General features: G+C 69.8%; 14 protein-coding genes. 2 read left to right on the top strand and 12 right to left on the bottom strand.

All coding sequences use genetic code 11. The features are described 5' to 3' along the window. Positions 1-15 precede the first annotated feature (15 nt). The 3 genes from ACTJIL_RS15620 to ACTJIL_RS15610 all read right to left on the bottom strand — a co-directional run bounded on the left by ACTJIL_RS15620 (position 16) and on the right by ACTJIL_RS15610 (position 4,365). Positions 16-1,278: a peptide MFS transporter gene (locus tag ACTJIL_RS15620; protein WP_440756527.1), complete on the bottom strand. Its 1,263-nt coding sequence runs from the start codon at positions 1,276-1,278 to the stop codon at positions 16-18. Next, positions 1,278-2,282: a dipeptide epimerase gene (locus ACTJIL_RS15615; protein ID WP_440756526.1), complete on the bottom strand. Its 1,005-nt coding sequence runs from the start codon at positions 2,280-2,282 to the stop codon at positions 1,278-1,280. The genes ACTJIL_RS15620 and ACTJIL_RS15615 overlap by 1 nt, the downstream gene beginning before the upstream one ends. Before the next feature lie 64 nt (positions 2,283-2,346). Continuing rightward, complete coding sequence (locus ACTJIL_RS15610) at positions 2,347-4,365, bottom strand: serine hydrolase domain-containing protein (RefSeq protein ID WP_440756525.1); 2,019 nt, start codon at positions 4,363-4,365, stop codon at positions 2,347-2,349. Positions 4,366-4,585: 220 nt separating this feature from the next. Between ACTJIL_RS15610 and ACTJIL_RS15605 the strand changes: the two genes are divergently transcribed. Then, on the top strand, positions 4,586-5,326 hold the full coding sequence (locus tag ACTJIL_RS15605) for a helix-turn-helix domain-containing protein (protein ID WP_440756524.1): 741 nt from the start codon (positions 4,586-4,588) through the stop codon (positions 5,324-5,326). A 148-nt stretch (positions 5,327-5,474) separates the two neighbouring features. Here ACTJIL_RS15605 and ACTJIL_RS15600 read toward each other — a convergent pair whose 3' ends face one another. Together ACTJIL_RS15600 and arfB are read right to left on the bottom strand one after the other, a co-directional pair. After that, a complete protein-coding gene (locus ACTJIL_RS15600; protein WP_440756523.1) occupies positions 5,475-6,083 on the bottom strand; it encodes a lysophospholipid acyltransferase family protein in 609 nt (202 codons plus the stop codon). Between the two features lie 25 nt (positions 6,084-6,108). Further along, positions 6,109-6,528 (bottom strand): alternative ribosome rescue aminoacyl-tRNA hydrolase ArfB, encoded by a 420-nt coding sequence (gene arfB, locus ACTJIL_RS15595; protein WP_440756522.1) that lies wholly within the window; start codon positions 6,526-6,528, stop codon positions 6,109-6,111. 154 nt (positions 6,529-6,682) lie between these two features. Between arfB and ACTJIL_RS15590 the strand changes: the two genes are divergently transcribed. Beyond that, positions 6,683-7,189 (top strand): hypothetical protein, encoded by a 507-nt coding sequence (locus ACTJIL_RS15590; protein ID WP_440756521.1) that lies wholly within the window; start codon positions 6,683-6,685, stop codon positions 7,187-7,189. 241 nt (positions 7,190-7,430) lie between these two features. Here ACTJIL_RS15590 and ACTJIL_RS15585 read toward each other — a convergent pair whose 3' ends face one another. The 7 genes from ACTJIL_RS15585 to ACTJIL_RS15555 all read right to left on the bottom strand — a co-directional run bounded on the left by ACTJIL_RS15585 (position 7,431) and on the right by ACTJIL_RS15555 (position 14,122). After that, a complete protein-coding gene (locus tag ACTJIL_RS15585) occupies positions 7,431-8,171 on the bottom strand; it encodes a pseudouridine synthase (RefSeq protein WP_440756645.1) in 741 nt (246 codons plus the stop codon). 35 nt (positions 8,172-8,206) lie between these two features. Next, positions 8,207-8,545 carry an endonuclease domain-containing protein gene (locus tag ACTJIL_RS15580; protein ID WP_440756520.1) on the bottom strand — a complete coding sequence of 113 codons (339 nt, stop codon included), beginning with the start codon at positions 8,543-8,545 and terminating at the stop codon, positions 8,207-8,209. Between the two features lie 87 nt (positions 8,546-8,632). Beyond that, the gene (ubiB, locus tag ACTJIL_RS15575) at positions 8,633-10,306 is read right to left on the bottom strand and encodes a ubiquinone biosynthesis regulatory protein kinase UbiB (protein ID WP_440756519.1); all 1,674 of its coding nucleotides are present in this window, start codon (positions 10,304-10,306) and stop codon (positions 8,633-8,635) included. Further along, the gene (locus ACTJIL_RS15570) at positions 10,303-10,989 is read right to left on the bottom strand and encodes a ubiquinone biosynthesis accessory factor UbiJ (protein WP_440756518.1); all 687 of its coding nucleotides are present in this window, start codon (positions 10,987-10,989) and stop codon (positions 10,303-10,305) included. Before ACTJIL_RS15570 ends, ubiB begins: the two co-directional genes overlap by 4 nt. Before the next feature lie 180 nt (positions 10,990-11,169). Next, on the bottom strand, positions 11,170-11,328 hold the full coding sequence (locus ACTJIL_RS15565; RefSeq protein WP_386709776.1) for a DUF1328 domain-containing protein: 159 nt from the start codon (positions 11,326-11,328) through the stop codon (positions 11,170-11,172). Positions 11,329-11,384: 56 nt separating this feature from the next. Then, positions 11,385-12,395, bottom strand: a complete 1,011-nt coding sequence (oleD, locus tag ACTJIL_RS15560; protein WP_440756517.1) for a 2-alkyl-3-oxoalkanoate reductase — start codon at positions 12,393-12,395, stop codon at positions 11,385-11,387. Further along, the gene (locus tag ACTJIL_RS15555) at positions 12,392-14,122 is read right to left on the bottom strand and encodes a fatty acid CoA ligase family protein (protein ID WP_440756516.1); all 1,731 of its coding nucleotides are present in this window, start codon (positions 14,120-14,122) and stop codon (positions 12,392-12,394) included. The genes oleD and ACTJIL_RS15555 overlap by 4 nt, the downstream gene beginning before the upstream one ends. Positions 14,123-14,228 lie beyond the last annotated feature (106 nt).

Genomic DNA, 14,228 nt, shown 5'->3' with positions numbered 1-14,228 from the left:
CTTGGCGCAGTCGGTTCATGGCAGTGAGCGGATCGGCCGGTCCAGCCGCCACAGCAGCGCGGCCGCGGCGACGGCGAATCCCGCAAGCAACAGGAAGAAGGCCGGATGGCTCGCCTTCGACCACAGCGTGCCGACCACGCCGGCCAGCAGGCTGCCGCTGAAGATCGCGAGGAACCAGGACGCGACCGTGGTCGCGCCCAGGCGCGGTGGGGCGAGTTTCGCGAACAGGCCCAGGCCGGTGGGCAGGATGTAGAGCTCGCCAAAGGTCAGGACCACGAAGAACACGACCACCCAGATCCAGTCGACGCGCGTCTCGCCGGCGATCGCGGTCACCGCGGCCAGCAGCACGTAGGCCGCCGCGACCACCAGCGCGCCGATCGCCATGCGCATGGCCGGCGAGGTCTCGCGACCGGCGTCGGCGCGACGCCGCCACGCCATCAGCAGCAGAGGCGTCATCGAGATCACCAGCAGCGGGTTGAGCGACTGGAACCAGGTCATCGGGATGGTGAAGCCGAGCCACGCGCGGTCCACGCCGGTGTCGATCCACAGCGGCAGGGTGTTGCCGATCTGCTCGTAGGCGCCGCGGAAGATGGTGGCCGCGATACCTACGCCGAGCAGCATCCACCAGAGCCTGCGATGGCTGCGGCGCGCTTCGGGCGCGGTTGCGACCGCCTGCACCACGCGCGGCGGCTCCGGCGGCAGGTAGCGCCGGCCCGCAAGGTAGATCACCAGCCCCAGGAACATGCCGACGCCCGCCGCGCCGAAGCCGTAGTGCCAGCCGTAGAGCTCACCGAGCGTGCCGCAGACCAGCGGCGCGAGCAGGCCGCCGACGTTCAGGCCCACGTAGTAGACGTTGTAGGCGCGTCCGCGGCGCGGATCGTCGGCGGCGTAGAGATCGTTGATCTGGCTCGGCAGGCTCGGCAGGAACAGGCCGTTGCCGAGCGCGATCGTCGCCAGCGCGACGTAGAACATCGGCTCGAACGCCATCACGAAGTGGCCGATGGCCATGATGCTGCCGCCAATCACCACCGCGTTGCGCTTGCCCAGCCAGCGGTCGGCGATGGCGCCGCCGAGGATCGGCGTGAAGTACGCCATCGCGGTGTAGGTGCCGTAGATGAAGGACGCCTTGTCCTGCGCGAACAGCAGCTGCTTGGTCATGTAATAGACCAGCAGCGTGCGCATGCCGTAGTAGGAGAACAGCTCCCACATCTGGGTCAGGAACAGGATCGTCAGCCCGCGCGGCTGGCCAAACCAGGTCTTGTCGGCCACCGCGCCCATCAGGCGGCCCCCGGCCCCCAGACTTCGTCGCCGCAGGAAATGTAGCCGTCCTCGTAGCGGACGCCCGGCGTGCGGTCCTGCTTCAGGAACACCGGCCCGTCGAGGTCGACTACGTCGCAGAACTGGCCGAGCACGAACGCCGGTGCCATCGCCAGGCTGGAGCCGGCCATGTTGCCGACCATGACCTGCTTGCCCAGCTCGCGCGCGCGCCGTGCCATGCGCAGGCCTTCGCTGAGGCCGCCGCACTTGTCGAGCTTGATGTTGATGACGTCGAAGCGCGTGTGTCGCGCCTCGAGTTCGGCCAGGTCGAGGATGCTTTCGTCGGCGGCGAACGGCAGCAAGCGTTCGATGCCGTCGAGATCGGCCTCGTGCCCGCGCCGGCACGGCTGCTCGAGCAGCGACACGCCCGCCTCGACCAGCACCGGCAGCAACGCCGGCAGGGTGTCGGCGTCATAACCCTGGTTGGCGTCGACGCCGATCCACGCGCCCGGGCAGCGCCGGCGCACCGCGCGCACGCGCTGCGTGTCGAGTCCTGCTTCGCCGGTGAGCTTGAGCTTCAGCGCGCGTGCACCCACGTAGGCCGCCGCGCGTTGCGCCATCACGTCCGGGGCGTCGGCGCCGACGGTGAAGGTGGTCAGCAGCGGCCGCACGCCATCGAGCCCCGCCAGCTTCCACACCGGCACGCCGCTGCGCCTGGCATCGAGTTCCCACAGCGCGCAGTCCAGCGCGTTGCGCGCGCCGCCCGGCGGCAGCAGGGCATTGGCGGCGGCGCGGTCGATGCCCGCTTCGATGCGCGGGCGCAGCGATTCGAGCGTGGCGAGCATGCCGTCGGGGCGGTCGTCGTTGTAGTACACGCCGGCCGCTTCGCCGCGGCCGACGTGGTCGCCGTCGCGCAGGGTCACGATCGTCGCCGGCATGGCGTCGAAGACGTAGCCGGAGATGCGGAACGGTGCCGACAGCGGCAGCGGTTCGTTGTGCAGTTCGAGGTGCAGGCTCACGGGCATCCCGGCAGGGTGAGGATGCAGGCCGGCGAGGTGACGCCGGCCCGCATTCGGTCGGAAGCGGGGCTCAGTAGAAGGCGCCGTAACCGGGCAGGTGGTGCAAGATCCCGATCCACAGCAGGAACAGGCAGGCCAGCGCCAGCACGATGCTCCATGCCTTCGCCCAGCGGCGGCGCCGGCTGCGCAGCACTTGCCAGCAGCTCCACAGCGCGGCCAGCGCGCCGAGCGGCAGCACCACCAGCGCGAACAGGCGCATGGTATTGACCAGGATGTCGCTGCCGGGGCCCAGCCGCTCGAGGTCGCTCATCATGAAGAGCACCAGGCCAAACGCAGCGACCGTCACCACCAGCACCGCGAGCGCGGCGATGCGGACGATCCGGTGCGCGCGCGCATCGCTGCCGGAGAGCATGTACGACGCGCGGTAATGGCGGCGGACAAGGGCCGACAGCGGCCAAGCGAGCACGGTCGCGAGCAACGCCAGCAGGCTCAGCCCCAGCAGCGGCAATACCAGGCCCGGCGATTTCCACCAGGGCAGGCGCTGGAACACCATGATCGCCGCGTACGGCTCCATGCTGAAGCGCGTGACCTGGCCATCGGTCACGTCGGCGGCCAGGCGATCGCCGCTGGCAACGTCCTGCCACACGTACGGCGAGATCTCGCGCCACTTCTTCGGCGCTCCGGACGCATCGAGTGCCATCGACACGCTGATGGTGCCGTCCTCGTTCGGGAACACCTTGACCGAACCGAGCATGTTCACGATCGACATGAAGTTGCTGTCCGGGCGGCGGCTGCTGCCGTAGGCGCCGGCGACCTGCTGCGCATGCAGTTTTGCGTCGGCCGCGGACACGGCGGCCTTCGGCGCCGGCGGGCCGGGCAGGTAGCGGTCGGCGAAGCCTTCGCTGAGGTTGTCGCGGATCGCCAGCGGCGCACCATCACGGCCGGAGCTGTTCATCGATACGTACAGGCCGATGCCGTCGTCGAGGAACAGCTGCAGGTCGCTGTGGAACCAGCTCGTGTCGCCGCCATGCGAGATCGCGCGGTGGCCGTTGAGCGAGGTCTCGTAGAAACCCAGCATCATCCTGTTGAGCGGGCCCACCGATGCCTGCCCGGTGGTGTGCATCTGCCTGGCCGTATCCTCGCGGAGGATGCGGGCGTCGCCGTAGGCGCCGTCCTGCAGGTGCGCGATCATGAACTTCGCCATGTCGGTGCCGGTGGCGGCGAGGCTGCCGGCAGGCGCCAGGCTGATGAACTCGTAGTCGCGCGGCTTGCCGTCCGAGGCGCGCTCGTAGCCCTTGGACATGTCCGCCAGCAGTCTGGCCGGCAGCGGCTGGCGAAAACTGGAATGCGCCATGCCCAGCGGCGCGAAGATGTGCCGGTCGATGTAGTCGTCGAAGGTTTCGCCCGACACGCGCTCGATGATGTAGCCGGCCAGCGCGGTCGCGTAGTTGGAATACGCCGGCGTGGTGCCGGGTTCGTGGATGCGTTCTGGCACCCAGCGCTTGAGCGCCTCGCCGAGCGGCACGATTTCGTCCGGGTTGCTGGAGATCAGGCCGCGGATCTGTTCCTCGAAGCCGGCGGTGTGGGTCATGACCTGGCGCAGCGTGGCCGGCTTGCCGTCGCGCGGCGGAATTTCGAAGTCGATGTACTGGTTGAGGTCGGCGTCCAGGTCCAGCTTGCCCTGCTCGACCAGCTGCATCACCGCGGTCCAGGTGAACAGCTTGGAGATCGAACCCGGACGGAACAGGTGTTTCGCTGGATCCACCGGCGTGCGCTTGGCGAGGTCGGCGTAGCCGTAGCCCTTCTGCAGCAGCACCTCTCCGTCTTTGACCACCACGACCACGGCGCCGGCGATGTCGCCGGTCTGCAGGGCGTAGGGCATGTAGCCGTCGAGCCATGCTTCCAGGTCGGCGCGGGTGAGCGCGGGCCGACCGACGTCGGCGGGCGGCGGCGCCTGCACGGCATCGGGTTGCAGCACGGCCGTGGCCTGGGGCTGGGCCAGCTCGGGCACCTGCGCCGATGCCGGGCCTGCCAGCGCGAACTCCAACGCGAACCCCAAGAGAACCGCAACGATCCAGATCGCACGCATCGACATGTCTCCCCTTCATGCCCGTGGGCAGTTGGACCGGCAGGCGCGGAAATCCAGCCGCCACGGCTTGCCGGAATAATGCTCTGTTTCGCAATAATGATCCTGATTAGAGAATTGTCAACCCGTCTGGCAAATACGGCCACGGCGCGGATAATGTTCCCGACGGGCCCGATCGCCCGGCGCCGCCCCCGGCGCGCAGCACCGCAGGAGCCCCTACGCAATGACCCCGCAACACCCCACCATCGGCGGCCTGCTGCGCGCGCTGCGCGCCCGCAACGGCTGGACGCTCAAGGAAATGAGCGATCGCTGCGGCATCCCGCTGTCGACGCTGTCGAAAGTCGAGCACGACCGCCTGACACTCACCTACGACAAGCTGCTGCAGCTCAGCCAGCGACTGAACATCCGCATGTCGGAGCTGTTCGCCGAACAGGACGAGGCTGCCGAGCCGGCGGTGACCGCGCGCCGCAGCATCGGACGGATCGAGGACGCGATCCGCGTCAACACCCCGAACTACGACTACTACTACCTGTGCCCGGAACTGCGCCGCAAGCGCATGATCCCGGTGCTCACGCGCGTACGCGCGAAAAGCATCCGCGAGTTCGGCGACCTGGTCCGCCACTCCGGCGAGGAGTACATCCACGTGCTCGAAGGCAAGGTCGAGGTACACACCGAGTTCTACGACCCGATCGTGCTCGGGCCGGGCGAATCGGTGTACATCGATTCGAACATGGGCCATGCCTACACCGCCGCGGCAGGCTGCGACGAAGCGCTGCTGCTTGGCGTGTGTTCCAGCGCCGACGAGCAGCTGCTGGAGTCGCTGATGACACTGCACGGCGAGGAGACGGCGCCGCCGCCCGCGGCCAAGCGGATCACGTCGCCGGGCGCCACGCCGGCGAAACCGCGTGCGCGCCGCGCGCGCGCGGCCGGCGCCGCTGCAGGCAAATCCGAACCTGCGCGCTAAAGAAGATCCGGACAAGCCGGTCGCGTCGTTCCGGGCGCGACGGGAAATCTCGAAGCGTCAGCCGGGGCGGCCCGGTTCGCGCGGTTTTGAACGGCCCCGCGTATTCGAAACGGCGCAGCCTGCGCGCGCGCCTTCGACGACACGCCACTCAGGCCGTGCCGCGGTTCTTGCCCATCCACGGCCGGTACCACTCGCGGATCGCGGCCATGTCGGCGGCCATGTCGTCAGTGAGGTGGAACAGCGGGCCGAAACCGATGATGCGGTCGGGATAGTGGAAGTACATGCGCAGCACCGGCACGTCGGCGGCCTTGGCGATCTTCCAGAAGCCGGTCTTCCAGCGCTCCACCCGCTTGCGCGTGCCCTCGGGCGCCAGGCCGTACCAGAAGCGGTCGCTGCCGTGGATCAGCGCGGCGGCCTGTTCGACCACGCCCTGCGCGGCCTTGCGGTCCACCGGGATCACGCCCAGGTGCTTGAGCACGGTGCCGAGCACCGGGATCCGGAACAGCGAGTCCTTGCCCAGGACGCGGATGTCGACGCCCAGCGCCAGCTTGGCGGCGAACCCCCAGAGCCCGTCCCAGTTGGACGAATGCGGCGCGCCGATCAGCACCAGCCGCGGGATGTCCGGCAGGGCGCCAACCATGCGCCAGCCACCGAGCTTCAGGATCGTGCGCCCCAGCCAACGCGCGAAGCGGCTGGGCTTCACCCGCGGCGCGTTCGGCGGCAGTGGCAGGACCACGTCGTCGTGCGTTGGCGTCATGCGTTCCCCTGGCTTGCGCCTTCGGTCAATCCCAGTCGCGGCTGCCGCTGCCGCGGCCACGCTTGATGTTACTGCGTTCGCGCTTGGCGTCGAGGCGGCGCTGCTTCGACGCCCGCGTGGGCCGGGTCGCAAGCCGCGGCTTGGGCGCATGCAGGCCGGATTCGATGAAATGCGCCAGCCGCTCGCGCGCGTCCTGGCGGTTGCGCTCCTGGGTGCGGAAGCGCTGCGCGTTGAGCACCAGCACGCCGTCGCCGGTGACGCGGCGGTCGCGCCGGGCCAGCAGGCGCTCGCGCACCGGCTCGGGCAGCGACGGCGAGTTGACGATGTCGAAACGCAGCTCCACCGCGGTGGACACCTTGTTGACGTTCTGCCCGCCGGGGCCCGCGGCGCGCACGAAGCGCTCGACGATTTCGTGTTCCGGGATGGTGATCGCCGGCTGGGTCATGGGGGTCCTCCGCCGGCAATTGTAGGCGGCCGCCGCGATGCCGATGCGCGAAGCGCGCACCCCGGCACGGTTCGGGCGTGAAGTGCGCGCACCACGCGTTTGCCCGGGCCGCCGATGCGGCCGATGATGGATGTTCGATCAGGGAGGATTGGCGATGAAGGCATGCGGGCTGCCACGGGCCGGGTTGACGGCCCTCTCCACGACCACCGCGCTGGCATTGGCGTGTGGAACCGCGTTCGCGGCGCCGCAGGATCCGGCGCGCGTGGACGGTACGCAGGCCCGCGACCCGGCCGCGGTGTTCGCGGCCCCGCCGCCGCGTACGTCCCAGCGCCCGGCATCGCGCGGGGCCGGCCTGCTCTCGGGGCAGTCGTGGCACCGCATCGCGCCGCTCGTACCCGACCGCTATCGGCAGGCCTACGGCCGCACGGACGTACGCGACCGGCTGGGACGCACCTATGCATCCTCCGGGCCGGAGGGGCAATCCGGCTGGCTGGGCGGGCTGCTGTCGTCCGGCGACGTGTCGACGGGCCAGGACCTGCGCCTGCAACAGGGCGTGCGCGCCGCACAGGACGCAATGGACGAGATGGGCCGGCAACTGATGCCGGCAGTGCAGCGTCTTCAGCGCAGCTTCGACGAAGGGCTGGACCAGGCGCAGCCGTAGCGCACGGCCCGTGCCCTGGCTCCCCGCGGACCGTCGCGAAGGAGCTGATCCTTGTCTCGATCAGGCAAGCCTCCCGCTGCATTCGGGATGGCGTGGCTGCGCAACATCCTGCTTCTTCGAGCTGTACACGCTCTCCCGGCTGCGCCTCGACGGACTCACGGAAGAAGCGATGGGTTGCTGTCCACTGGCATCGGAACATCGCGCCCATGTTGCCTGGCGGTGTCGCGGGCGTAGCCCCGAACTACGACGTTTGGTGTTCGTCCTGCGAGTTCGCGACATCGCCGAACAGCGACAGGGCGCGCGCGAACTGCGCGTCGACCGGCGCCTCGACCACGATCCGGCGGCCGTCCTGCGGATGCGCGAACGCCAGCAGCTGCGCGTGCAGCAGCATGCGATGGATGCCGCGCATGCGGAACATCCGGTTGTGGCGGCCGTCGCCGTGGCTGGTGTCGCCGATGAGGTGGTGCGAGAGATGCTTGAGGTGGCGGCGGATCTGGCGGAAGCGCCCGGTCTCAGGCCGCGCACACAACAGCGCGTAACGCGAGGTGGGAAAGCCTGCCGACGGTTCGTCGAGCTCCATCGTCGCCAGCCGCTCGAAGCGGGTGAGCGCGGGCTTCTTCTCCGGCTTGCCGGGGCCGCCGTCGAGCGGATGATCGACCACGAACGCCGCCTCCGCCGGCCAGCCGCGGCACAGCGCAAGGTAGTCCTTCGACACGTCGCGCGACATCAGTGCCTTGCCCAGCGTCGAGGCGCTGTCGCGGTCGAACGCCAGCAGCAGGCAGCCGCTGGTGGCTCGATCGAGGCGGTGGACGAGGAAGATCGGCTTGTCGAACTGCTCCCGCAGGCGATCCGCGGCAAAGTCGGTCTCGCCGCGCGCCAGCTTGCTGTCATGGACCATCAGCCCGGCGGGCTTGTCGACGACGGCAAGGAACTCGTCGCGGTAAAGGACGGAAAGCTCTGGCCCCCTCCCCTGCGAAGGCAGGGGAGGGCTGGGGTGGGGTTGCGTGGGATCAAACATCATCTGACCGAGCCAAGATGCCGCAGGATTTCATCAAGCACATCCATCGCCCTCACCAGCACATCGTCGTTCCAGAACCGAAGCACGCGATAGCCATTGGCCTCCATCCTGCGCGTGCGGGCGGCATCCTCCGCAGAACGCTCCAGGTGCTGGCCTCCATCGAGTTCGATGACGAGCTTTGCTTCGATGCAGGCGAAATCGGCGATATGTCCGGCAATCGGGTACTGGCGGCGGAACTTGCAGCCTATTCGGCGACCGCGCAGATGCTGCCAGAGATGTCGTTCCGCGTCGGTTGCCTCGTTGCGCAGGGCGCGGGCGTGCTTCCAGATTTCTTCCATGAGACCGATTCCTTTCGGTGAGTACAGCGCGATCCGACGCAACCCCTCCCCAGCCCTCCCCTGCCTTCGCAGGGGAGGGGGCAAAAGCTAGCGCCGCGGCCATGCGGCGACCAGCGCCCACAGCCCGCCGATCCCAGCGATCCACGCCGCGGCAGGCACCGACAGCAGCCGCGGGCCGCCAGCCTCAAGCGCGTACAGCACGGCGGCGACGATCAGCAGCCCGCTGCCCAGGATCGCCGACACCGTGCGCCGCTGCACGCCCTTGATGGTGTGCACCAGTTCGGCCAGGTCCTTGGACCGCAACGCGAGTTCGTGCCTGCCCTGCACCTGCTGGGTCAACCAGGCATGCACCAGCCGCGGCACGTCGGGCGCCTGGGTGACCAGTTCCGGCAGCCGCTTGCGGAACTCGCCCATCAGCCGCTGCGGGCTGTAGCGTTCGACCAGGATGCGTTCGAGCACCGGCCGCGCGACTGCCCAGATGTCGATCTGCGGGTCGAGCTGGCGGCCGACGCCCTCGATGTTGAGCAGGGTCTTCTGCAGCAGGATCAGCTGCGGCTGCAGGGTCAGTTCGTAGCGCTGCGCGGTGCGGAACAGTTTCAGCAGCACCTCGGCCAGCGAGATCTGCGAGAGCGGGCGGGTGAAGTACGGCTCGCACACGGTGCGCGCGGCGGCCTCGAGTTCGTCGATGCGGATGTGCGACGGCATCCAGCCGGCCTGCACGTGCAGTTCGGCGATGCGGCGGTAATCGCGGTTGAAGATCGCCATGAAGTTCTCGGCGAGGTAGTACTGGTCCTCGCTGGAGAGCTGGCCCATGATCCCGAAATCCAGCGCGATGAAGCGCGGGTTGGCCTTGCGCGCGGGGTCGCTGTCGACCCAGATGTTGCCGGCGTGGGCGTCGGCGTGGAAGAAGTTGTCGCGGAAGACCTGGGTGTAGAACACGCGCACGCCCTTGGCGGCGAGCGCCTTGCGGTCGATGCCGGCGGCGTCGAGCGCTTCGATGTCGTCGCTGGGGATGCCGCGCACGCGTTCGATGGTCAGCGCGCGGCCGGCGCTGTGGCTCCAGATCGGCTCGGGCACGTAGAGGTCGTCGGAGCCTTCCCAGAACCGCCGCAGCACCGAGGCGTTGGCGCCCTCGCGCTGCAGGTCGAGCTCGGCCGCCAGCGTGCTCTCGATCTCGGCCACGATCTCGCGCGGGCGGATCTTGTCGGCCGCCGGATGGGTGCGGTCGACGAGGCCGGCGACGTTCTTCAGCAGCGCGATGTCGGCCGCGATCTGGCGCTCGATGCCCGGGCGCAGCACCTTGACCACGACTTCGCGCTGCGGTGCGTCGCCGTCCGCGCGCAGGGTCGCGGCATGCACCTGGGCGATGGACGCGGACGCCAGTGGCACGGTGTCGAAGTCCGCGTAGGCTTCATCGATGTTGCGGCCCAGCGACTGTTCGATGATCCGGCGCGCGGTGTCGCCGTCGAACGGTGCGACGCGGTCCTGCAGCAACGACAGCTCGTCGGCCACGTCCGGCGGCACCAGGTCGCGGCGGGTGGACAGGATCTGGCCGAACTTGACGAAGATCGGCCCCAGCTCCTGCAGCGCCAGGCGCAGGCGTGCCCCGCGCGACTGCGCGGCCAGCTCGCGCGGCGCGCGCGGCACGAAGGGCCGCATCAATTTGAGCCAGCGCTCCGCCGGGGTGCCGTCGAACAGGTCGTCGAGGCGGTGGCGCACCAGCACGCGGCCGATGCGCATCGCCCGCAGCGCGCCCTTCATCGCCTCGCTCCATCGATACGCGCTCCGTCGATACGCGCCCCGCCGACGCGCGCGACGCGTGCGGCCAGGCGTTCGAAGTCGTCGCGCAGCGCGTCGACATCGTCGTAAAAGGCGTCGAGTTCATCGCGGCCGACCACGTCGCGCGATTCCTCGACTACGTACTCGGCCGCGCTGCCGGCGAACTCCCCGCCCAGCGTGCGCGCCTGCTTCAGCGCGCCCGCGAATCCGTTGGCCACCTGCACCCCGACCACGTCGCCGAACACCGCGACGAACGGCTGCTGCCAGTCGGGATCGAAGCGTTCGGCCAGCCGCTGCAGGCGCCGCGCGAGATCGGCGTCGCCGGAGATGCGCATGCCGCCGATCGGCGGCGCGTCGTCGCGGCGCGAACCGAGCAGCGCGGGCAGCTGGCCGAGCAGTGCACCGAGCGTGCTGCGCACGGACAGGTCCGGCTCGTTGTCCTTCTCGACCGGGCCGACCACGAGCCGCTCACCGTCCACCCGCAGCTGCAGCGCCAGTGGCGGCGATTGCAGGGCCAGTTCGATCCGCCGGCCGTCGAGCGCGCGCAGCGCCTCGCGGGTGTCGGGATCGAGCGCCACGGCGCGATTGAGCGCGGCTTCCAGCACCCGCCCGGCGGCGGGCTTGAGGGCGTCCAGCGGCGAGGTCGGGGAAGGAGCGTCGGTCATGGCCCATTGTAGCCGTGGGCCGGTACAGGCCCGTGGGGCAGCAGCTCTTGCAGGAGCGGCTTCAGCCGCGAGCTCTTCATGGGGCCCGGGCAAACCCGGGAGCCTTCGGCCCAAGCCGCTCCTGCAGAACCAAAGCGGGCCCGTCGTGCGACGGGCCCGCGGGTATCGCAACGTGCAGCGTCAGACGCGCTTGCCGCGCAGCAGCGACACCACCGCCAGGATCAGGAACACCACGAACAGGATCCAGGCGATGTTGGTGGCGGCGCCGGCGATGCCCGAGAAGCCGAGCACGGCGGCAATGATGGCGATGACGAAGAAAACGATGGCGTAGTGCAGCATGCGAAGCTCCGGAATGACCGTTGTGATTGGCGGTCATCTTCCGCAGCACGCGGTCGTCAGCGGGTGATGGCAGCCGCGCGCTCGCATGAACGCTTCAGCTGGGTGAGCCCGTCGTGAAACGACACCCGCGGCCGGTAACCGAAGTCGCGCGCTGCAGGCGCCATGTCATACCAGTGCGTGGTGCTCAGCTGTTCGGCAAGGAAGCGCGTCATCGGCGGCTCGCCGCGCAGCGGCAGCACGGACCACAGCGCTTCGCACGCGGCGCCGACGGCATAGGCGACGCCGAATGGAATCGTCTTGTCGACCTCCGGCGCGCCGGCCGCGCGCAGCAGGCCGTTGACCACCTCGCGTACCGTCTTTGGTTCGCCGTTGCTGATGAAGTAGGCACGCCCGGCGCAGGCCGCGCCGGGGGCGAGATGTTCGAACGCATCGAAGTGCGCCTGCGCGGCGTTGTCGATGTAGGTGGTGTCGATGACGTTGTTGCCGTCGCCGACGAAGCGCAGGCGGCCCACCTTCGCGCGCTCGACCAGGCGCGGCAGCAGCTGGTTGTCGCCCGGCCCCCAGATCAGGCGTGGACGCAGCGCAACCGTCGCCAGGCTGGCGTCGTTGGCGGCCAGCACGGCCTTTTCGGCGATCGTCTTGGTGGCGGCGTACGCGGCCTTGAATCCCTCGCCGTAGGGCACGGTGTCGGCAGTGCCACCGGCGACCGGATGCGTCGCGCGATGGGTGACGCTGGGCGTGGAGGTGTAGACCAGCCGGTCGATGCCGTGGCTGCGGCACGCGGCCAGCACGTTGTCGGTGCCGATCACGTTGGCGCGATGGTAGCTGTCGTAGCTGCCCCAGGCGCCGGCCTTGGCGGCGTTGTGGAAGATCGCCTCGCAGCCCTGCGCCGCGGCGACCACGGCGTCGCGGTCGGCAAGGTCGCCGCGCAACTGGCGGACGCCGAGCGTGTCGAGCACCGGGTACAGGCCGCGGTTGAAACTCACGACTTCATGGCCGCGCTGGACCAGGCCGCGGCACAGCGCGCGGCCGAGGAAACCGCCGCCGCCGGTGACAAGGATCTTCATTCGCGCCTCCGCAGTTGTCTGGCCGCCCACGCGGCGAGTTTCTCGCGTCCGATCTTGGCGTTGTGCCGGATGTCGACCGGGAAGCGCGGGTGGAACAGGAACACTTCGACCTGCGCGGTATGCACGAAGCCTTCGCCGAGGTGGCGCAGCTCGTCGGCGATGCGCGGCTGCTGGCTGCGCGCAACACCGTCGCGCAGTTCGACGCACATCACCGCGCGCTGCGCGCCGCGTTCGCCGATGCCGACCAGCGCGGTGCGGCGCACTTCGGGGTGGGTGTTGAACACCGGTTCGACCTGCTCGGTGCACAGGGTGCCGCGGGCGGTGACCACGCGCTGCGACTTGCGGCCGCAGAACCAGAGCCGGCCGTGCGCATCGAAGTAGCCCAGGTCGCCCATGCGATGGACGATGCGGGTGCTTTCGCTCGCCTCGCCCGTGCCCTCACCCAGCTCCCACTGGCGGGAAATGAGCTCGTCGCCGGCTTCGTGCCCCGCGTCGACTCGCTCGCGGATCTTGGCCAGCTTCGTCTGTGCGTCGCGGTTGAAGTAGCTGTCGGTGGCGCTCGGACCGGCCACGGTGATCTCGCCGACCTGGCTGCCCTTGACCAGCAGTTCGTCCGACCAGTGTTCGATCGCCTCGTCGCTGACGCGGATGATGCGCACCTCGTTCGGCGCCACCGGCCGGCCGACGCAGGTACCGGCGCCCTGCTCGGTGCGCTCGCGCAACGTGAGCAGCTCGCGGCCCTCGATCGCGGCGACCGGCAGGCATTCGGTGGCGCCGTAGGGCGTCCAGAACTGCGCGTCGTCGGGCAGCAGCGCCTGCATCTTCGCCACCACGTCCGCCGGCACCGGAGCGCCGGCCGAGGTCGCGCAGCGCACGGTCGGCAGCGCCGCACCGTGCTCGGCCAGCACGCGCATCAGTGCCGGGGAACCGAACAGCTGGGTCACGCCGAAGCGCTCGATCGCCGACAGCAGCTTCTCCGGATCGGCCGCGGCCGGCCGCGTCGGGTCCATGTCGGGAATGATCGAGGTCAGGCCGAGCGCGGGATCGAACAGCGCGAACGGCGGGAAGGTCGGCAGGTCGATGCCGCCGGCCTGCATGCCGAACGCCGAACGCAGCATCTCCACTTGGGCGACGAAATGCCGGTGCCGGTACACCACGCCCTTGGGCACGCCGGTCGATCCGCTGGTGAACAGGATCGCGGCGACATCGTCCGGTTGCGTGTTGCACAACTGTGGCCCGGCATCGGCGCCGTCGCGTTCGACCTGCTCCAGCGTGGCGTCGGCCAGCCACGCCCGCGCGCCGGTGGTCACGCGCACGCGTGCCGACTTCGCCCAGCCCAGCAGCATGCGCGCCGCCATCGCCAGCGGGACGCCGATGAAGGCTTCCGCCTGCGCCTCGCCCAGGCACTGCTTCAGCGCGCGCCGGTCGATGCCCGGATCCACCAGCACCGGCACGGCGCCGGCCTTGAACAGCGCGAACATCAGCAGGAAGAACTCGGGCGTGGGCCGCACCATGACCACGGTGCGGGTCCCCCGGGTAACGCCGCGGCGGGCGAGCCCGGCGGCGATCGCGTCGCTGCGCGCGTCGAGCTGCGCGTAGCTCACGGCGATGTCGTAGCGGGGCATGCCTGCTCTCAGCCGCCGGCCGGGGCAGCGGATCGCGACCTGGTCGGGGCGCTCGGCCGCGAGCCGCGGCAGCGCGGCGGCGATGTTGCAGACAGGAGTCATCCGGGGATTATCGCTGCCTGTCCGCGCGACGGTGCAGGCGGCGGGGAGGATGGCGGCCCTGCCTGGCGCCGGGCAGCGCCCACGTGCAGGCACATTCCCTGCGTTC

The organism is Luteimonas sp. 22616, assembly GCF_052044325.1.
In the GTDB taxonomy this organism is placed as follows: Bacteria; Pseudomonadota; Gammaproteobacteria; order Xanthomonadales; family Xanthomonadaceae; genus Luteimonas.
Note: the sequence above shows the minus strand (reverse complement) of the source record. Positions and strands in the feature narration are given on the sequence as shown.